The organism is Tessaracoccus palaemonis, from assembly GCF_019316905.1.
In the GTDB taxonomy this organism is placed as follows: Bacteria; Actinomycetota; Actinomycetes; order Propionibacteriales; family Propionibacteriaceae; genus Arachnia; species Arachnia palaemonis.
The window spans coordinates 801,699-819,206 of sequence record NZ_CP079216.1 but is presented as its reverse complement, the minus strand read 5'-3'; the positions used below and the strand labels follow the sequence as shown (position 1 = coordinate 819,206).

Sequence of the window (17,508 nt, the reverse complement as noted above, 5' to 3'; positions counted from 1 at the left end):
GACCAGAGAAGGACATCCCGATGCGCGTTCAACCGAAGCCCTGGATCGGCATCGCCGTCCTGCTGGCCTACCTCGCGGTGTTCTACGGCGTCTGGATCGCGGGCGGCATCGACTACGCCCGGATCGCGGAGTCCGAGTCCACGCTCCTGCACTGGTATGTCCTGCCCCTCGCCTCGGGGGCGGTGGTGCTGATCGCCGCGGCCTCGTTGCTCGGCTGGTGGAAGCCCGTGCTGTTCGAGAAGGAGCGGGCACCGCTGTGGCTCGTCGTCGCACCCGTCGCCATGGTCGCGGGGGCCTTCCTGATCCTCAGTTCGAAGGACCTCTCCGGCACGACCGCCACAATGCTGGTCTACCTCGTGCTGGGCAGCCTGCTCGTCGGCTTCTGCGAGGAGACCGCGACCCGCGGCATCCTCATCGTCGGGCTGCGCGGCAGGCTCACCGAGCCGCTGGTCTGGCTGGTCAGCTGCGCGCTGTTCGGGCTCATGCACCTGCCGAACTGGATCTTCGGTGCCGGCCCCGGCGCGATGCTGCAGGTCGTGCTCACGTTCTGCCTCGGCAGCGTCCTCTACGTGGCGCGCCGGTCGACCGGCACGCTCATCGTGCCGATGCTGCTCCACGGCCTGTGGGACTTCTCGACCTTCTCGGGCCGCTACACGACGGGCACGGGCCAGACCGCGACGATGCTGCTCACCTTCGCCGTCTGCATCGCAGGGCTGATCTTCGTGGCCTTCGCGCTGCGTGGGGTCCGCGGCCGTCGACTCGGGCAGCTGGGCTGAGGCCGACCGGCGGCTAGGCGTCGCGGCGGAAGCGCGGGCGCCAGCTGTCCTTCGACCGGCGCATCGCCTTGCGGAGCGCCGCGTTGAGGGTGACGTCCTCGTGCGCGACGGGCAGCACGAGGCCCTTCCAGCGCGCGAGCAGGATCGTCGATGCCCCGACGACGATCGCCGCGACCGACCCGATCACCGTCATGCCGAAGTGGTGGAACACCACCGCGACGCCCGACGCGAGGATGGCCGGGACCGCGTAGAGGGTGTTGCCGCCCAGGATGCCGGGGATCCGGCGGAGCACGACGTCGCGCACGAAGCCGCCGCCGACGGCGGTGATGGTGCCGAGCATCAGCGCGGGCAGCACGCCGAAGCCGTGCTCGAGCGTCTTCATGGTGCCGGTGGCGGCCCAGGCGCCGACGGCGACCGCGTCGATCGGGGGCCAGATGCGGTCCCACCACCGCTTGGGCACGTGGATCAGCGCGACGATGCCGCAGCCGCACAGCGCGGTGGTCAGGTAGCGCCAGTCCGTCAGCGCGACGGGCGGGCCGACCTGCAGGAGCGTGTCGCGGATCATGCCGCCGCCCAGCCCGGTCATGATGCCGAGCACCAGGAAGGCGATGATGTCCATCCGCGCGCCGCGGGCGATCACGGCGCCGAGCATCGCGTTGAACAGCACGCCGATGAGGTCGACCCACTGCAGGAACGCCATCACGGCCTCGGAAGTCACGGCGGCAGTCTACGGGCATCCGAAATACGGGACCCGCCGTCGTCGGCCTAGACTCGAACCCATGAGCAGCGCCACCGCAGACAGCAACGGAAACCGTCGGGACCCCTTCTCGGAGGCCTTCAAGACCTTCATCGTCAGCGACTGGGCGCCCTACTCCTCCGAGCTGCCGGCCCAGCTGCCCGCGGTCCGCTGGGCTGCGGCCCGCCGCGAGCGTCTCGCCGCCGAGTTCCCGGGCGCGACGCTGGTCATCCCGGCCGGCCCGCTGAAGCAGCGCTCGAACGACTGCGACTTCCGCTTCCGCCCGCACTCGGCCTTCGCCTACTACACCGGCCTGGGCGAGGACCGCGAGCCCGACGCCGTGCTCGTCGTCGCCGGCGACGACGCCACCTTGTACTTCCGCCCCCGCGCGCCGCGCACCGACCGCGAGTTCTACGCCGACTCGACCTACGGCGAGATGTGGGTGGGCCAGCGCGACTCGGCCGAGGAGATGGCCGCGGCCACCGGACTGAACGTCGCGCACATCGCCGACCTCGGGGCGCGCCTGGAGGAGGCCTCGACGCTGTACGTCATCCGCGAGGCCGACCAGGCCGTCACCGGGCTGGTCGACGAGGCCCGCGGCGACGAGGACCTCGACGGCGACGCCCGCCTGCAGGAGGTCGCCTCCGACGCGCGCTTCGTCAAGGACGAGTTCGAGGTCGGCGAACTGCGCCGCGCCTGCGAGGCAACGAAGGTGGGCTTCGAGGCCGTCGTCGCCGACCTGCCCGCCGCCGTCGCCAACGGGCGCGGCGAGCGCTGGGTCGAGGGCATCTTCGGCCTGCACGCCCGCCACCTCGGCAACGCGGTCGGCTACGACACCATCGCCGCCGGCGGCGACCACGCCAACACGCTGCACTGGATCCGCAACGACGGCGTCCTGCGCGACGGCGACCTGATCCTGATGGACGCCGGCGTCGAGGTGAACAGCCTCTACACGGCCGACGTGACCCGCACCATGCCGATCGGCGGCACGTTCACCGAGCCTCAGCGGCGCGTCTACGAGGCCGTGCTCGCAGCCCAAGAGGCCGGCATCGCGGCCTGCCGGGCCGGGCTCCCGTTCTCCGGCGTGCACGCCGCCGCCATCCGCGTCGTCGCCGAGTTCCTCGCCGAGCTCGGCGTGCTGCCGGTCAGCGTCGAGGAGTCACTCAGCCCCGAGGGCGGGCAGCACCGCCGCTGGATGGTGCACGGCACGTCGCACCACCTCGGCCTCGACGTGCACGACTGCGCGCACGCCCGCACCGAGGACTACCGCGGAGGGAACCTGAAGGCCGGCATGTGCATCACGGTCGAGCCCGGCATCTACTTCAGGTCCACCGACCTGCTCGTGCCCGAGGAGTACCGCGGCATCGGCGTGCGGATCGAGGACGACGTCCTCATCACCGACGGCGACCCCGTCAACCTCTCCGGCGCCCTGCTGCCCCGCACCGCCGACGACGTCGAGGCCTGGATGGCCGGCCTCCGGGGCTGATCCCGCACCCGGAAACGAACGTGACCCCGGCCGGGAGGCCGGGGTCACGCGCGTATCAGACCGGGATCAGTCGCTGGACTCGCTGACCACGAGCGAGGCGACGTTGCCCGTGATGAACGAGCGGATGAGGTTCGCCGTCTCGACGGGGCGGGCGACGGGCACCTGGTGCGCCGCTCCGGCGACGACGTGCAGCGACGCGCGGGGCGCGGTCTCCGCAACGAGCTCGACGTTGGCGATCGGGGTGGAGGTGTCGCGCTCGCCCGCGATCAGCAGCAGCGGGGTGGTGATGTAGGGCAGGTCGGCGCGCACGTCGTGCTCGGCCAGCGCGCGACACAGCTGCGCGTAGGAGTGGTCGTCGACGCTGGAGAGCGCCTCCATGATGATGGAGACGACGGCGGGCTGCTCGGCACGGAAACCGGGCGTGAACCAGCGCTTGGTGGTCTCGTCGACCAGCTGCTGCGTTCCGGTGGCCTCGACCTGCTCGGCGCGCTCGATCCAGCGGGCGGGCTCCCCCACCGTCGCGGCGGAGGCGACGACCACGACACCCGAGAACAGATCGTCGTAGTCGCGCGCCAGGTGCAGGCCGGTGGCACCGGAGATCGACAGGCCGGCGAAGTAGACGGGCAGGTCGGCGCCGGCCTCCTCGCGGGCCTTCCGCGCGGCGTCCGCGATGCCGGCCGCGATGGCGTCGAGCGTGGGCTCGTCGGCGTCGTCCCAGACGGGGCCGAGCCCGGAGCCGGGCAGGTCGACGAACACGATCCTGGCGTCGTCGATCAGCTCACCGGCGACCCTGGTCCACTGGTGTGTGCTGTTGCCGCCGAGGCTGGGGCCGAGCAGCAGGATCCGCTGCGCCTTCGTGCCCCGGTTGTAGGTGATCGTGTTCAGTTCCATCAGCGGTGCCTCCATCGAGTTCCAACGGTGACCAACCTACCCGAGCGCCCGGGTGGCGGGTCCAGTGCTACAGCTTGCCGAGGGCCTGCACCACGGAGCCCAGCCCCTGGTGCGCCATGCCCTCGAAGATGCGCCTCTCGAGCAGCCGCACGTCGAGGCGCCACCCCGCCCAGTCATCCTGCACGGCGCCGCGGGTGACGAGCAGCTCGGGGTCCTTCGGGCCGCCGGTGCCGAGCATCAGCTGGGCCGGGGTGTAGGCCTCGAGCACCAGCATCGCGCCGGACGCGCACTGCGCGGTGGCGGCCCTCGCGACCCTGCGCCTCAGCTCGGCGGGCAGGTGCACGAAGATCATCACGACGGCGTCCCACGGCCGCTCCGGGGCCGGCTCGTCGGCCCAGTCGGCCAGGTCGACGCAGCGCGTCTCGATGCCGACGCCCTTCTCGGCGGCCAGCGCCTCGGCCTTCGTCAGGCCGACGCGGGAGAAGTCGAGGCTGACGACGTCGTGCCCCTTCGACGCGAGGAACACGCCGTTGCGGCCCTCCCCGTCCCCGAGGCACAGCACGCGGGAAGCGGGCTTCAGGAAACGGGCCTGCGCGGCGAGGAAGTCGTTGGGCCGGTAGCCGAAGACGTGGTTGGGGTGCGAGTACCGCTCGTCCCAGAACTCGGCGGTCACTCAAACATGGCGGCGCGGGCGCCGGGTCGGGAGGCGAGCAGGTCGCGCGCCTCCTGGGCGACCTTGTGTTCCGCGAGCACCTCGTACGTCGCCGCGACCGTCTGGCGGGCGGAGTTGAAGTCCCGCTTGCCGCCACTCAGCGCGTAGCCGAGCCCGCTGGCGATCACGCCGAACAGGACGCCCATCGCCAGGCCGACCCAGACGATCTGCAGCCCCGCGTTCGCCATGAAGAGGTAGAGCATCAGGCCGACGAAGAGTCCGCTCGTGATGCCGGAGACCGCGCCCTGCGCCAGGACCGTGCCCCACGTCCGTCGCCCCGTGACGCGCTCCAGCATCTTCAGGTTCGAGCCGACGATCATCAGGTTCTGGATGGCGAACTTCTGGTCCGCCAGGAAGTCGACCGCGGCCTGTGCCTCCTCGTAGGTGGGGTACTCGGCCACTTGCTGGGGGAACTCCAGCCTCATGAGCTTGCCCATCGGGCTGAGCGACTCGGTCACGGGGATTCTCCTCACGGAATGTCTGCGCTGCCACTCGAACTTACCCTGCCGCCGGGCACTACTGTGATCCTTATGGTCGACACGCAGGTCTTCATCTCCAGGGTCATTGGCCTGCCCATCATCGACGCCTCGGGCGATCAGGTGGGCCGGGTGAAGGACGTGGTGTGTTATCTGCGGGCCGACAACCGGCCGCCCAGGGTGAAAGGGCTGGTCGCGGAGCTGTTCGGCCGCACCCGCATCTTCGTGCCCATGCTGCGCGTGCACGGCGTCTCCTCGACGCACGTCGCCATCCAGGGACAGGTCGACACCCGGAAGTTCCAGCGCCGCGAGACCGAGCTGCTGGTCGCCGCTGACCTGCTGGACCGGCCCATCGAGAGGGAGCGGCCCACCCGCATCCTCGACGTCGCGATGGCGCAGGTCCGCAACCGGGAGTGGGATCTGACGACCGTCGCCCTGCAGGCAACCAGCCGGGCGGGCAGGTTCGGGTTCGGAGCCCGGTCCGAGCCGGAGCTCGTGTCCTGGTCGAAGGTGCCCTCCCTGGTGATGCGCACGGGCCGCACGGCCGCCCACCTGATCGCGGAGTTCTCCGACATGAAGGCCGCCGACATCGCGCAGGAGCTGCACGACCTGGAGCCGGACAAGCTTGCCGCGGTCGTGGAGGCCCTGGACGACGAGACGCTGGCCGAGGCCCTCGAGGAGCTGCCGGAAGACGAGCAGATCGACCTGATCCGCCAACTGGACACCGAGCGGGCGGCCGACGTGCTCGCAGAGATGGACCCCGACGACGCGGCCGACCTGATCAGGGACCTCCCCACCGACGTCGCCGAGGACCTGCTGCAGCGCATGGAGCCCGACGAGGCCTCCGACGTGCGCCGCCTCCTGATCTACGAGGAGTTCACCGCCGGCGGCATGATGACGCCCGAGCCCGTGATCCTCGACACCGACGCCACCGTCGCGCAGGCGCTGGCCAACGTCCGCAAGGAGTCGCTGACCCCGGCGCTCGCGTCGATGGTGTTCGTCACCCGCCCGCCGCTGGAGACGCCGTCGGGACGCTACGTCGGTGCCGTCCACACCCAGCGGCTGCTGCGCGAGCCCCCCACCACGCTGGTCGCGACGCTGCTGGACGACAACCTGGAGACCCTGGGCCCAGACGCGCCGTTGGCCCAGGTCAGCCGGTTCTTCGCCACCTACAACCTGGTCGTGGCGCCCGTCGTCAACGACGCGGACCACCTGCTCGGGGCGGTCACGGTCGACGACGTGCTCGACCACATGCTGCCCGACGACTGGCGCGGCGATCAGATGGACGAGGTCGAGGCGAGCGAGGTGAGCGGTGTCTGAGCGCGAGCACAACCCCCTGTCCCAGCCGGGACGGCGCTCCCGGATGCCGAAGGTGGCCCTCGACTCCGAGACCTTCGGCCGCTTCGCCGAGGGCGTGGCGAGTTTCATGGGCACCGCGCAGTTCCTGGTCTGGATGACGGTCTTCGTCGTCCTCTGGGTCGCGTTCAACGTCATCGGCCTGTTCGGGTTCCGGTGGGACCCGTACCCCTTCATCCTCCTGAACCTGTTCTTCTCGACGCAGGCGTCCTACTCCGCGCCGCTGATCCTGCTCGCGCAGAACCGCCAGGAGCGCCGCGACCAGCTGAGCCTCGAGGAGGACCGCCGGATCGCGGCGCAGTCGCGGGCCGACATGGACTTCCTGGCCCGCGAGATCGCATCCATCAGGATGCACCTGGGCGACCTGGCCACCCGGGACTTCGTCCGCGGCGAGCTGCGCGGCGAGCTGCGTGAGCTGGGCGACCGCCTGACGCAGGCCGAGGAGAAGACGACGTGATCGACGAGGGCGCCGGAGACGTGGCCGAGGTCAAGGTCGAGCCCGCCACCTCCGTCAGGTGGTTCGGCGTGGTCCTGCTCGTCGGGCATATCGCGCTGCTGGCCGTCGGGGCCCTCGCACTGTGGCGCATCGCGGGCGGCTGGTGGGTCGGCGCGGCTGCCGCCGCCGTCTTCGTCGTGGGCTACGCGGCGATGTGGCGGTTCCTGCTGGCGCCGGGGTCGAGGAGCAGGCTCGGCTACCGCGAGCGGCTGACGGTGTCGCTGATCGCGGGTCCGATCGTCGTGCTGCTCGGCAGCCTGTCGGGGCTGTGGCTGGTGGGGCTGGTGGCGATGAGCGTCGTGCTGCTCGGCGACGCCCTCAACGAGAGCTGAGTCCGCGGCTTTTCCACATCGCCGGACCGGTCGGTATGATGCCCGAAGAACACGGGTACCGCGCGCCGGGAGGTCGGGACGTCGCGCACGACACGGCCCTGCCGTACCCAGGAGACCTGATGTCATCCGGATTCTCGACCATGCGCGCCGCCTTCGGCGCCGACTACTTCATCGTCTCGGCCCTCGCCCGGCTCCCCCTGTCCATGCTCGTGCTGGGCGTCCTGACCTTCGTGTCGCACGCCACCGGCCAGCTGTCCTCCGCCGGAGCCGCCTCCGCCATCGCGGGCGTCGGCGTGGCCGTCGGCGCCCCGCTGTCGGGCGCCGCCGCGGACCGGTGGGGCCAGCGCGCGACGCTGCTGGCCGGCGCACTCGCCTACTGCGCCTCACTGCTGTGGCTGCTGGCGGCCGGGACGCCCGGCGACGAGCCGCTGGTCTTCGGGCCGGGGCTGGCTGCCGCCGCCTTCTGCGCCGGTCTCGTCGTGCCCCAGTGCGGACCGATGACCAGGGTCCGCTGGATCCGGCGGCTGGCCGGGCGCGACGCGCACGCACTGACCGCCGCGCAGGGCTACGAGTCCACGATCGACGAGCTGAGCTTCGTCCTCGGCCCCGCCGCGGTCGGCATCATCGCCGTCGTCGCCGGCCCCGCCGCCCCGCTCTGGGTTGCGCTCGCGCTGACCGTCGTGACGGTCCCCTGGTTCGCCCTGCACCGCAGCTCGGCCTCCGGTGCGGCGCACCGGGGCGCGGCCGCCGCAACGACCGTCGACCGGGTGCCGTGGGCGCTGGTCGGGGTGCTGCTGCTCGGCATGCTCAGTATCGGCACCGTGTTCGGGTCGCTGGCCACCACGACGACGGCGTTCGTCACCGAGGCCGGCCAGCCCGACATCGGCGGCCTGGTCTACGCCGCCATCGGCATCACCTCGGGGCTGGGCGCCCTCAGCGTCGCCCTCTGGCCCTCGCGCTGGTCGTCTGCCCGCCGCTGGATCGGCTGCGGCCTCGTCCTGGTGCCCGTGCTCGCGCTGCTGTGGCTCGCCGGCGCGCCCTGGCAGCTCTCGCTGCTGTTCCTGCTCGTCGGCGCGCCCATCGGACCCGTGCTCGTCACGGTCTTCACCGCGGCCGGCGACGCGACGCCGGCCGGCCGCCTCGGGCTCGTGATGACGCTGCTGAGCGCAGGCGTGACGCTCGGCACCTCCATCGGGAACTGGGCGGGCGGCGCGCTAGCGGAGGCCGGCGGCCACTCCTCATCGCTGTGGGTGACGTTCGCGGCGGGCTGCGCCGTGCTCGTCAGCGGCCTCCTCTACGCCACACGCGAAGCCCTTGGCCGACCCCGGAACTTGCAACGGGCCACCGAGGGCGCAAGATTGGAACAGTGAGCGAACACCCACTGCTACCCCATATCCGCGCGGCGCTGCACCAGGTCGAGGACCCGGAGATCCGCCGCCCCATCACCGAGCTCGGCATGGTCGACGACATCGCGGTCACCGACGACGGTGACGTCGCGGTGCGCGTGCTGCTGACCGTCTCGGGCTGCCCGATGCGCGCCGAACTCACCAACCGCGTCACGTCCGCCGTCGAGCCGCTCGAGGGTGTGCGCAGCGTGTCGGTCGAACTCGGCGTCATGAACGACGAGCAGCGCGACGCGATGCGCACCATGCTGCGCGGCGGCCAGATCGAGCGGAAGATCCCGTTCGCCGAACCCGGCAACCTGACCCGTGTCATCGCCGTGGCCTCCGGCAAGGGCGGCGTCGGCAAGTCGTCCGTCACGGTCAACCTGGCGCTCGCGCTCGCGAAGCAGGGCCGCTCGGTCGGCATCCTCGACGCCGACATCTACGGCCACTCGATCCCCGACCTGCTGGGCCTGGGCGACGCGCGCCCGACCGTCGTCGACGACATGATCCTGCCCGTCCCGGCGATCGGCGGGCTGAAGGTCATCTCGGTGGGCATGCTGAAGCCGTCACGCGACCAGGTCGTCGCCTGGCGCGGACCGATCCTGGACCGAGCGCTGACGCAGCTGCTCGCCGACGTCTACTGGGGCGACCTCGACTACCTGCTGCTCGACCTGCCCCCTGGCACGGGCGACGTGGCGATGAGCCTCGGGCAGAAGATCCCCACCTCCGAGGTGCTGGTCGTCACCACCCCGCAGTCGGCTGCCTCCGAGGTGGCGGAGCGTGCCGGCACCATGGCACACATCCTGGAGCAGCGTGTGCTCGGCGTCGTGGAGAACATGAGCTGGCTCGAGACGCTGTGCCCCCACTGCGGCCAGACGCACCGCATCGAGCTGTTCGGCGCCGGCGGCGGCACGCTGGTCGCCGAGGCCCTGACCGAACGCCTCGTCTACGACGTGCCGCTGCTCACACAGGTGCCGTTCGACGAGGCCCTGCTGGCGGGCGGCGACCGCGGCACCCCGATCGTCGAGACGCATCCGGAGCACCCGGCCGCCGCGGCGATCATCGAGCTGGCCGCCAAGGTCGCAGACTCGAAGCGCGGCCTGCTCGGCCAGCGCCTGCCGCTGCACACCTGAGGCAGCCGCGGTGTACGTCATCGTCTGCTTCGCCCCCGCCACCCACGCGGACGCTGTGCGCCTCGCACTGGCGGGAGCGGGGGCTGGCGCGATCGGCGAGTACACCGCCTGCAGCTTCACGGCCGCGGGTGAGGGACGGTTCCGTCCCTCAACCGCGGCCGAGCCGTTCATCGGGGAGGCGGGGGAGCTGGCGGTCGTCGACGAGGTCCGGATCGAGTGCGTGTGCGCCGACGGGCGCATGCGGGCCGCGGTGACAGCGATGCTCGCCGCGCACCCCTACGAGGAGCCGGCCTGGCACTGCCATCGGGCCGCGACCAGCGTCGACGAGCTGCCCGGGGGCTGACGGCCTACGTCGCCTCGGAGTCGAACGGGCTGACGTCGTGACCCGCGCCGAGCGCCCCGGGCGCCGGGGCCGCGGCCAGCGCGACGGCTGGGTCCAGCTTCGCGGCCGACTCGAGGTCCTTCGCGCCCTCCTGCAGCGACTTCGCGGACTGCTCCAGCTCCCGTTTCGCCTCGTCGATGAGCGCGATCTCCTCGCGCATGTGCTTCGTGACGAACGTCCTGGGGTTCAGGTCCTTCAGTTCCAGGTCCGCGTACTCGGGGCCGAGTTCGGTGCTGAGCGTGTTCTTGGCGTTGTTCGCGATGTCGCGGAGGTAGACGAAGATCCGGGCGGCCTTGCGGGAGTACTCCGGCAGGCGCTCCGGCCCGAACAGGACGATGGCGAGCACCAGGATGAGGATGAGATCCACGCCGTCGATACCGAACACGTCCCCAAGGGTACCTGCCGCGACCGGGGACTCAGGATCCAGGCATGAGCCGCTGGAGGCCGGCGCCCACCCGCTCGAAAAGCGTCTCGGTGTGCGGCTCCTCGGCGGGCAGCTGCGCGGCAATCTGCTCCAGAAGAGCAGTCGACCCGTTCGTGGCCACCGTGACCACGTCGTCGTCGTACTGCCATGCGCGCACCGACGGGAGGCTCGTGGAGACCGCGGTGACGGTGCCTGCGGCGTCCTCCAGCACGCCGCGGGCGCAGCCGACGACGGCGGTCTGGAAGCCGTCGGAGTAGACGAGCACCATGGTCGCCCCGTCGGCGCGCTCCGCCGACGAATAGGCGACGAGCGGCAGTCCGGCCAGCGTCGCGGGGCAGGCGGGCAGCCCCACGCACCAGCCGTCGCCGCCGCTGGAGCTGGCCGGCAGCAGGGAGTACGACAGGTCGGCCGACGCCGAGGTCAGGTCGGCGGATCCGAAGCTCAGCGATGTGAAGCCCACGGCCAGCGAGACGTCACCCGTCGCGTCGTAGCGTTCGGTCCACAGCAGGAGGCCGGTCTCGGAGTCGATCCACCAGCCGGCGACGGGGACCGCGTCCTCGGAGGAGGTCAGGTGCACGGCGGAGCGACCCTGCACGGTCTCGAGCTCGTCGGCGATCCGGAAGCTCCACCCCTCGGGTGCCTCGTACTCGCGGGAGATGTAGTCAGGCAGGAAGCTGGAGCTGAACTCGTCTCCGCGCGCGTCGAGCACGCTGAGCAGCGCCCCCTCCCCAGGCTGCTTGGCGACGCGGACGGCGGCACTGCGGTAGTAGCCCTGGCCGTCGGAGACCCAGACCCGCTGTGTGCCGCTGTAGGCGACGTCGGCTTCCGTGGCGCTCTGCAGCAGCGCGGCCGCATCGTCGGCGGTCACGGCGTGCGTATCGCCGTCGAAGCCGCGCGGCTGGTACGTGATCGAGGCGCCGAGATCGGCGCCCTTCTCGTAGGCGAGCAGCACCGCGCCGACAGCCTCGTTGATGCTGACTGCGGAGGCGGACAGGGAGAACTGCTCGCGCGCGGAGCCGACGGGGTCGGCGATGCGGACGGGCTCCGGCGCGACGAGGGCGGCGAGGACCACGATGACGACGGCGAAGGTCAGGAGCGCGGCCCCGGAGGCTGCGATGCGGCGGGCGACGCGCGAGGTGGGCAGCTGCCCCTGGCCGGCGGCCAGGTAGAGCGGGGCGTCGGCGTGATCGCCTGCGATCTGTTCGAGCCGGGCGGCGAGTGAGCTGGGGGCCTTGGAGGCCCGGCAGGCGCCCAGCGTGTTGCGCACGGAGCACAGCGCCAGCATCTCCGCGCGGCAGTCCTCGCAGCCGGCGAGGTGGTAGCTGATCTGCTCCCAGCGGCGCGGGGGCAGGGTCTGGTCGACATAGGCGTTGAGGTCCTCGCGGACGCGCTCGTGGACGGAGGCCATGGTCACACCCCGGCGTAGCGGGTGCGGTCTCCCGTCGGGGCGCGGTGGGCGAGCGCCTCGCGCAGCGCCGCACGTCCGCGGGCGATGCGGCTGCGCACGGTGCCGATCTTCACGTCGAGCACGGAGGCGATCTCCTCGTAGCTGAGGCCCTCGATGTCGCACAGGACGACGGCCACGCGCTGCTCGGGGCTCAGCGCCTCCAGCGCCGCGGCGACGTCGGCGTCGAGTTCGGCGTCGACGTGCAGGTCCTCGGGGCCGGTGGCCGAGCCCCACACGTGGTCGGGGGCCACGCTCATCGAGTCCATCCGGATCCGCTGACGGCGACGAGCCTGGTCGAGGAAGAGATTCGTGGTGATGCGGTGCAGCCAGCCCTCGAGAGTGCCCGGCTGGAACGTGTGGATCGACTTGAAGACCCGCACGAACACGTCCTGCGTCAGGTCCTCGGCGTCGTAGGCATTGCCGGTCAGGCGGTACGCGAGGCGGTACACCTGCGCGGAATGGTCACGGACGAGCTCCTGCCAGGTGGGCGCGGTCCAGGACGCGTCTACTGCGGCCGCCTTGGCCTGCTTACCGCCCCGGAACACCTTCGGCATCTCCATCTCCTGATCTTCCCACACGAGTCTGTGACGATCCTGTGATACTGCCGCGGATCGGCGGACTGCGCTACGACCCGTATAACGCTCCGGCGGCCCGGATCGTTCCCGCCCGTGGGGTCAGGCTCCGTAGCCCAGCGCCTCAAGCAGGTTCACATAGCGGTGGACGGCGTCCTCGGGGGCAGACCCCATCGGCGCACGGCAGGGACCCACGTCGAATCCGCGGGCGGCGAGGGTCTCCTTCACCATCATGCAGCCCTGCGTCGCGAACACCCCCTGGAAAGCGGGCAGCGCGTGGCGGTTGGCCAGCACCGCCTCGTCGATCCGGCCCGCCAGGAAGTGGTCGATGATCTCGCGGGCGGCCGGCGCGGTGAAGTGAGTCGAGGTCCCGACGACGCCGACGCCGCCGACGCTGAGCAGCGGCAGCAGGTACGCGTCATCTCCCGCGTAGTAGGCGAGATTGGTGTTGGCCATCACGACCGAGGACGACACGATCGAGCCCTTGGCGTCCTTGACCGCGCGGATCCTCGGGTGCGCATCGAGCCTGATGAGCATGCTCTCCGGGATCTCGATCCCGGCGCGGTGCGGGATGTCGTACAGCATGACGGGCAGTTCCGTCGCGTCGGCGACGGCGAGGAAGTGGTCCTCCAGCGCGTCCAGCGGCGGCCGTGAGTAGTACGGGGTGACGACCAGCACGCCGTCTGCGCCGACGTCGGCCGCCTGGCGCGCCAGCTGGATGCTGTGCCGGGTGGAGAAGGTACCGACGCCCGCGACGACCGAGGCGCGGTCGCCGACGGCCGTGACCACGGCGTCAAGGATGTTGCGCTTCTCCGCGTCGCTCGTGGTGGGCGACTCCCCCGTCGTGCCGTTGATGATGAGTCCGTCGTTGCCGAGGTCGTCGACCAGATGCGCGGCGAGCCTCGCCACCTGCGCGTAGTCGGTCTCCGACCCGTCGGCGGTGAACGGCGTGACCATCGCCGTCAGGACGCGCCCGAACACGGGCTGGGTGTCGTCAATCATGAATCCTCCGCGATGGCCAGCAGCGGGTCGCCCACCTCGACGACGTCACCGTCGCTGACCAGAACCTCCATGACGATGCCGGCCACTCCCGCGGGTACGGGCACCTCCGACGTCACGGACTCCAGCTGCACGACCACGTCCGATTCGCCCACCTGCTGCCCGGCCTCCACGGCAACGGTCGCGACGGTGGCCGGGATCTCGGCGCGGACGACATGGTTCATGCCGTCATCTTAGGACAATGCCAAGTAGGCTGTGGATCGTGAGCAACGCAGTGGAGCACCCCAACGCAGCCAGCTGGTCCTTCGCGGAGGACCACGTCGCGCCCTCCCCGGAGGTCGCCGAGGCCCGCGACGAAGCGATCGTAGCCGACCTGACCCCCATCACCACCGGGGTCGCCGCCACCCTGAAGGTCCTGGCCAGGGCCATCGATGCGAAGCATGTCGTCGAGGTCGGGACGCTGATGGGCGCATCGGCGCTCAGCTTCCTGGAGGGCATGGGCGAGGGAGGCATCGTGACCTCCATCGACTCCGAGGCCGACAACCAGCTGCCCGCGCGCAGGTTCATCACCCGGGCCGGCTACCCGTCGTCCCGCTTCCGTCTCATCGCCGGCGCGCCACTCGACGTGCTGCCGAAGCTCCGCGACGGCGCCTACGACATCGTCTTCATCAACGCCGACAAGCTCGAGTACGTCGAGTACGTCGCCGGCTCGCTGCGGCTGCTCCGCCACGGCGGCCTGCTCGTGGTCAACGACGCGCTGTGGCACAACAAGGTCGCCAAGACCTCCGACGAGTCGGACGAGGCCATCATCATCCGCGAGGCGCTCGAAGCCGTCACGGCCAGCGAGTCCTACACGCAGGCTCTGCTGCCCGTCGGCAACGGGCTCCTGGTGGCCGTCAAGGACTGAACACATCCCTCGACGCACCACGCCCCCGGCGCCTCGCGGCGCCGGGGGCGTGTGTCGTCTCGTCAGTCGCGCGGCACCGTGATGCCCTTGCCGACGGTGACGATGCCGTTGTCGGAGACCTGGAAGCCCCGGGAGCGGTCATGCTCGTGGTCCACGCCGATCTGGACGCCGTCCGGCACGACGACGTTCTTGTCCAGGATGGCTCGGCGCACGACGGCGTCGCGACCGATGCTCACCGAGTCCATCAACACCGACTCCGAGATCTGCGCCCACTTCTCGACGCGCACGTTCGGGCTCAGCACCGTCCTGTCGACCTCGCCGCCCGAGATGATGCAGCCGGGCGCGACGATCGAATCCTCGGCGCGGCCGCGGATGACGAACTTCGCGCCGGGCGCCTGCACCTGATCGGTCCAGATCGGCCAGTCGTCGTTGTAGAGGTTGAACTCGGGCTCGACGCTGACGAGGTCCATGTGGGCCTCGTGGAACGCGTCGATCGTGCCCACGTCCCGCCAGTAGTTGATGTCCTTCTCGGTGGCGCCGGGAACCTTGTTGTCCTTGAAGTCGTAGACCTGCGCCTGCCCCTGCTCCGTGAACCAGGGGATGATGTTGCCGCCCATGTCGTGGCGCGACGTCGGGTCGTCGCCGTCCTCGCGCAGTGCCTCGACGAGCGCCTTGGTGGTGAAGACGTAGTTGCCCATGGAGGCGAACGATTCGTCGGGAGAGTCCGGCAGCGACGGCGGGTCGGCCGGTTTCTCGAGGAAGCTCTTGATCTTGTGGTCCGCCGCGGCATCGATGATGCCGAACGCTGAGGCCTCGTGCCGCGGCACGCGGATGCCTGCGATCGTCGCGGCGAGTCCGGAGTCGATATGGGCATCCAGCATCTGCTCGATGTCCATCCGGTAGATGTTGTCGGCGCCGAACACGACGATGTAGTCGGGGGCTGCGTCCAGGATCAGGTTCAGCGACTGGTAGATCGCGTCGGCGCTGCCCTGGTACCAGCGTGGGCCGAGGCGCTGCTGGGCGGGCACGGGAGCCACATAGTTGCCCAGCATCGTCGAGAAGCGCCACGTCTTGGAGATGTGACGGTCGAGCGAGTGGGACTTGTACTGCGTCAGCACCGCGATCTGTCGCAGGTTGGAGTTCGCCAGGTTCGACAAGACGAAGTCGATCAGGCGGTAGGTGCCTCCGAAGGGCACGGCGGGCTTGGCTCGGTCTGCCGTCAGCGGCATCAGCCGCTTACCCTCACCCCCCGCGAGGACGATGGACAGGACTTCGGGACGTTTCACCATTGATGAACCTATGCGCTCGTTTCCATCTCGACCGGTGGAGACACCTTGCCCGACGCACAATGTTCCACTCGGTATGGAACGATTGTGGCATGACGATCAAGCTATCCGTGCTCACAAGAGAATACCCGCCGACCATTTATGGTGGCGCCGGGGTCCATGTGGCCCAGCTCGTGCCGCAACTGCGCAGGCTCGTCGACGTCGACGTGCAGTGCATGGGCGAGCCTCGCGAGGGAGCGACCGCGCACGCCGAGGACTACCCCGCGGGGGCCAACCAGGCGCTGCGAGTGCTCGGTGCGGACCTGTCGATGGCCGCCGCGATCGGCGACGACATCCAGCTTGTGCACTCCCACACCTGGTACGCCAACATGGCCGGCCACCTCGCCTCGCTGCTGCGCGACATCCCGCACGTCGTGACGGCCCACTCCCTCGAACCGCACCGCCCCTGGAAGGCCGAGCAGCTCGGCGGCGGCTACCGGGTGTCGTCCTGGGCCGAGAAGACCGCATACGAGGCCGCCGACGCCGTGATCGCGGTCAGCGACGGCATGCGTACGGGCGTGCTGGAGAGCTACCCGGCCCTCGACCCGGAGCGCGTGCATGTCGTGCGCAACGGCATCGACACCGAGGAGTTCAAGCCCGACGCCGGCACGGACGTCGTGACCTCGCTCGGCATGGAGCCCGGCCGTCCGTCCGTGGTGTTCGTGGGCAGGATCACGCGGCAGAAGGGCCTTGTGCACCTCGTCCGCGCGGCCCAGCAGTTCGATCCCGACACGCAGCTCGTGCTGCTCGCGGGGGCCCCAGACACCCCGGAGATCGCCGCAGAGTTCGAGGGCGCCTTCGCGGAGCTGAAGGCCTCCCGGACCGCCCCGGTGATCTGGGTCCCCGAGATGCTGCCGCGCCAGTCGGTGCGCCAGGTGCTGACCAACGCGTCGGTGTTCGCCTGCCCGTCGGTCTACGAACCGCTCGGCATCGTGAACCTGGAGGCGATGGCCTGCGAGACGCCCGTGGTCGCCAGCGCCGTCGGAGGCATCCCCGAGGTCGTCGTGGACGGCGAGACAGGACTGCTGGTCGACTACGACGCCGCCCGGGCCGGCGATCCCGCCTTCGTGGCCGGATTCGAGGCCGAGTTCGCGGCGAAGGTCAATGAGCTGACCCGCGACGGCGACAAGGCACACCGCTTCGGCGTGGCCGGCCGTCAGCGCTGCATCGACGAGTTCTCGTGGGCGAAGATCGCCCGTGAGACCGTCGCCGTGTACGAGACGGCGCTGGGGCGACGCGCCTGACGAAATAGCCGGAACCCGGGCCACCTCTTTTCCGGAGTTGGCCCCGGTTCCGCCCTGGTATTCTCCGTTTAATGTAACTTTCCGCACCGGGAAAACACCCGGTGGCCCGGTCCTTTAATCCCGGTAATAGACAAACGTAGACGGAGCCGCCCCGAGGGGCGGCTCCGTCTGCTCGTTCTATCGATGCGGCTGCTCAGCCGACGACATCCTTGAGCGCGTTGAGCAGGTCGGTCGCCTCAGCGGCGTTCATCTCTACGACGAGGCGGCCGCCGCCATCGACGGGGACCCGCATCACGATCCCGCGGCCCTCCTTCGTGACTTCCATCGGACCGTCACCTGTGCGGGGCTTCATCGCTGCCATCTGCCACCCTCATTCCTTTGAGTCGAACTGTGGTCGTGGCCCCTATTATGTCGCACCGGACCAACTCC

General features: G+C 70.4%; 21 protein-coding genes. 10 read left to right on the top strand and 11 right to left on the bottom strand.

Annotation, left to right across the window (positions count from 1 at the left end; translation table 11 throughout):
- The first annotated feature begins 20 nt into the window (after positions 1-20).
- Positions 21-776: a CPBP family intramembrane glutamic endopeptidase gene (locus KDB89_RS03610; RefSeq protein ID WP_219083500.1), complete on the top strand. Its 756-nt coding sequence runs from the start codon at positions 21-23 to the stop codon at positions 774-776.
- Positions 777-789: 13 nt separating this feature from the next.
- Here KDB89_RS03610 and KDB89_RS03605 read toward each other — a convergent pair whose 3' ends face one another.
- Complete coding sequence (locus tag KDB89_RS03605) at positions 790-1,494, bottom strand: trimeric intracellular cation channel family protein (protein WP_219083499.1); 705 nt, start codon at positions 1,492-1,494, stop codon at positions 790-792.
- 61 nt (positions 1,495-1,555) lie between these two features.
- On the opposite strand from KDB89_RS03605, the gene KDB89_RS03600 reads away from it, so the two are divergent.
- Entirely contained in the window at positions 1,556-2,998 is a 1,443-nt protein-coding gene (locus KDB89_RS03600; protein ID WP_219083498.1) for an aminopeptidase P family protein, read from the top strand.
- A 66-nt stretch (positions 2,999-3,064) separates the two neighbouring features.
- On the opposite strand, the gene KDB89_RS03595 is transcribed toward KDB89_RS03600, so the two are convergent.
- The 3 genes from KDB89_RS03595 to KDB89_RS03585 form a co-directional block, all read right to left on the bottom strand.
- Positions 3,065-3,889 (bottom strand): alpha/beta fold hydrolase, encoded by an 825-nt coding sequence (locus KDB89_RS03595; protein WP_219083497.1) that lies wholly within the window; start codon positions 3,887-3,889, stop codon positions 3,065-3,067.
- A 67-nt stretch (positions 3,890-3,956) separates the two neighbouring features.
- A complete protein-coding gene (locus KDB89_RS03590; protein WP_219083496.1) occupies positions 3,957-4,562 on the bottom strand; it encodes an SAM-dependent methyltransferase in 606 nt (201 codons plus the stop codon).
- On the bottom strand, positions 4,559-5,038 hold the full coding sequence (locus KDB89_RS03585; RefSeq protein WP_219084187.1) for a YflT domain-containing protein: 480 nt from the start codon (positions 5,036-5,038) through the stop codon (positions 4,559-4,561). The genes KDB89_RS03590 and KDB89_RS03585 overlap by 4 nt, the downstream gene beginning before the upstream one ends.
- Before the next feature lie 93 nt (positions 5,039-5,131).
- On the opposite strand from KDB89_RS03585, the gene KDB89_RS03580 reads away from it, so the two are divergent.
- The 6 genes from KDB89_RS03580 to KDB89_RS03555 all read left to right on the top strand — a co-directional run bounded on the left by KDB89_RS03580 (position 5,132) and on the right by KDB89_RS03555 (position 10,122).
- Complete coding sequence (locus KDB89_RS03580; protein WP_219083495.1) at positions 5,132-6,397, top strand: magnesium transporter MgtE N-terminal domain-containing protein; 1,266 nt, start codon at positions 5,132-5,134, stop codon at positions 6,395-6,397.
- A 43-nt stretch (positions 6,398-6,440) separates the two neighbouring features.
- Complete coding sequence (locus KDB89_RS03575; protein ID WP_219084186.1) at positions 6,441-6,890, top strand: DUF1003 domain-containing protein; 450 nt, start codon at positions 6,441-6,443, stop codon at positions 6,888-6,890.
- Positions 6,887-7,261 (top strand): hypothetical protein, encoded by a 375-nt coding sequence (locus tag KDB89_RS03570; RefSeq protein ID WP_219083494.1) that lies wholly within the window; start codon positions 6,887-6,889, stop codon positions 7,259-7,261. The genes KDB89_RS03575 and KDB89_RS03570 overlap by 4 nt, the downstream gene beginning before the upstream one ends.
- Before the next feature lie 119 nt (positions 7,262-7,380).
- Positions 7,381-8,631, top strand: coding sequence for an MFS transporter (locus KDB89_RS03565; RefSeq protein WP_219083493.1), 1,251 nt, complete (start codon positions 7,381-7,383; stop codon positions 8,629-8,631).
- On the top strand, positions 8,628-9,779 hold the full coding sequence (locus tag KDB89_RS03560) for an Mrp/NBP35 family ATP-binding protein (RefSeq protein WP_255556186.1): 1,152 nt from the start codon (positions 8,628-8,630) through the stop codon (positions 9,777-9,779). The genes KDB89_RS03565 and KDB89_RS03560 overlap by 4 nt, the downstream gene beginning before the upstream one ends.
- 10 nt (positions 9,780-9,789) lie before the next feature.
- Entirely contained in the window at positions 9,790-10,122 is a 333-nt protein-coding gene (locus KDB89_RS03555; RefSeq protein WP_219083492.1) for a YqfO family protein, read from the top strand.
- Between the two features lie 4 nt (positions 10,123-10,126).
- Here KDB89_RS03555 and KDB89_RS03550 read toward each other — a convergent pair whose 3' ends face one another.
- The 5 genes from KDB89_RS03550 to KDB89_RS03530 form a co-directional block, all read right to left on the bottom strand.
- Positions 10,127-10,546, bottom strand: coding sequence for a sec-independent translocase (locus KDB89_RS03550; RefSeq protein ID WP_219083491.1), 420 nt, complete (start codon positions 10,544-10,546; stop codon positions 10,127-10,129).
- Between the two features lie 31 nt (positions 10,547-10,577).
- Positions 10,578-11,993 (bottom strand): zf-HC2 domain-containing protein, encoded by a 1,416-nt coding sequence (locus KDB89_RS03545; protein ID WP_219083490.1) that lies wholly within the window; start codon positions 11,991-11,993, stop codon positions 10,578-10,580.
- A 2-nt stretch (positions 11,994-11,995) separates the two neighbouring features.
- A complete protein-coding gene (gene sigE / locus KDB89_RS03540; RefSeq protein ID WP_439654867.1) occupies positions 11,996-12,586 on the bottom strand; it encodes an RNA polymerase sigma factor SigE in 591 nt (196 codons plus the stop codon).
- Positions 12,587-12,706: 120 nt separating this feature from the next.
- Entirely contained in the window at positions 12,707-13,606 is a 900-nt protein-coding gene (gene dapA, locus KDB89_RS03535; RefSeq protein ID WP_219083488.1) for a 4-hydroxy-tetrahydrodipicolinate synthase, read from the bottom strand.
- A complete protein-coding gene (locus KDB89_RS03530) occupies positions 13,603-13,827 on the bottom strand; it encodes a biotin/lipoyl-containing protein (RefSeq protein ID WP_219083487.1) in 225 nt (74 codons plus the stop codon). Before KDB89_RS03530 ends, dapA begins: the two co-directional genes overlap by 4 nt.
- Positions 13,828-13,844: 17 nt before the next feature.
- Between KDB89_RS03530 and KDB89_RS03525 the strand changes: the two genes are divergently transcribed.
- The gene (locus tag KDB89_RS03525) at positions 13,845-14,510 is read left to right on the top strand and encodes an O-methyltransferase (protein WP_219083486.1); all 666 of its coding nucleotides are present in this window, start codon (positions 13,845-13,847) and stop codon (positions 14,508-14,510) included.
- Between the two features lie 62 nt (positions 14,511-14,572).
- Here the strand turns inward: KDB89_RS03525 and glgC are convergent, their stop codons facing one another.
- Complete coding sequence (gene glgC / locus KDB89_RS03520) at positions 14,573-15,799, bottom strand: glucose-1-phosphate adenylyltransferase (protein ID WP_219083485.1); 1,227 nt, start codon at positions 15,797-15,799, stop codon at positions 14,573-14,575.
- Positions 15,800-15,894: 95 nt separating this feature from the next.
- On the opposite strand from glgC, the gene glgA reads away from it, so the two are divergent.
- On the top strand, positions 15,895-17,079 hold the full coding sequence (gene glgA / locus KDB89_RS03515) for a glycogen synthase (protein WP_219084184.1): 1,185 nt from the start codon (positions 15,895-15,897) through the stop codon (positions 17,077-17,079).
- 193 nt (positions 17,080-17,272) lie between these two features.
- On the opposite strand, the gene KDB89_RS03510 is transcribed toward glgA, so the two are convergent.
- Entirely contained in the window at positions 17,273-17,440 is a 168-nt protein-coding gene (locus tag KDB89_RS03510; RefSeq protein WP_124844022.1) for a DUF3117 domain-containing protein, read from the bottom strand.
- Positions 17,441-17,508: the final 68 nt, after the last annotated feature.

Coding starts and splice junctions, on each gene's coding strand:
- KDB89_RS03610 (WP_219083500.1), top strand. CDS start 21: ATGCGCGTTCAACCGAAGCCCTGGATCGGCATCGCCGTCCTGCTGGCC.
- KDB89_RS03600 (WP_219083498.1), top strand. CDS start 1,556: ATGAGCAGCGCCACCGCAGACAGCAACGGAAACCGTCGGGACCCCTTC.
- KDB89_RS03595 (WP_219083497.1), bottom strand. CDS start 3,889: ATGGAACTGAACACGATCACCTACAACCGGGGCACGAAGGCGCAGCGG.
- KDB89_RS03585 (WP_219084187.1), bottom strand. CDS start 5,038: ATGGGCAAGCTCATGAGGCTGGAGTTCCCCCAGCAAGTGGCCGAGTAC.
- KDB89_RS03580 (WP_219083495.1), top strand. CDS start 5,132: ATGGTCGACACGCAGGTCTTCATCTCCAGGGTCATTGGCCTGCCCATC.
- KDB89_RS03575 (WP_219084186.1), top strand. CDS start 6,441: ATGCCGAAGGTGGCCCTCGACTCCGAGACCTTCGGCCGCTTCGCCGAG.
- KDB89_RS03565 (WP_219083493.1), top strand. CDS start 7,381: ATGTCATCCGGATTCTCGACCATGCGCGCCGCCTTCGGCGCCGACTAC.
- KDB89_RS03545 (WP_219083490.1), bottom strand. CDS start 11,993: ATGGCCTCCGTCCACGAGCGCGTCCGCGAGGACCTCAACGCCTATGTC.
- sigE (WP_439654867.1), bottom strand. CDS start 12,586: ATGCCGAAGGTGTTCCGGGGCGGTAAGCAGGCCAAGGCGGCCGCAGTA.
- dapA (WP_219083488.1), bottom strand. CDS start 13,606: ATGATTGACGACACCCAGCCCGTGTTCGGGCGCGTCCTGACGGCGATG.
- KDB89_RS03530 (WP_219083487.1), bottom strand. CDS start 13,827: ATGAACCATGTCGTCCGCGCCGAGATCCCGGCCACCGTCGCGACCGTT.
- KDB89_RS03525 (WP_219083486.1), top strand. CDS start 13,845: ATGCCAAGTAGGCTGTGGATCGTGAGCAACGCAGTGGAGCACCCCAAC.
- glgC (WP_219083485.1), bottom strand. CDS start 15,799: ATGGTGAAACGTCCCGAAGTCCTGTCCATCGTCCTCGCGGGGGGTGAG.
- KDB89_RS03510 (WP_124844022.1), bottom strand. CDS start 17,440: ATGGCAGCGATGAAGCCCCGCACAGGTGACGGTCCGATGGAAGTCACG.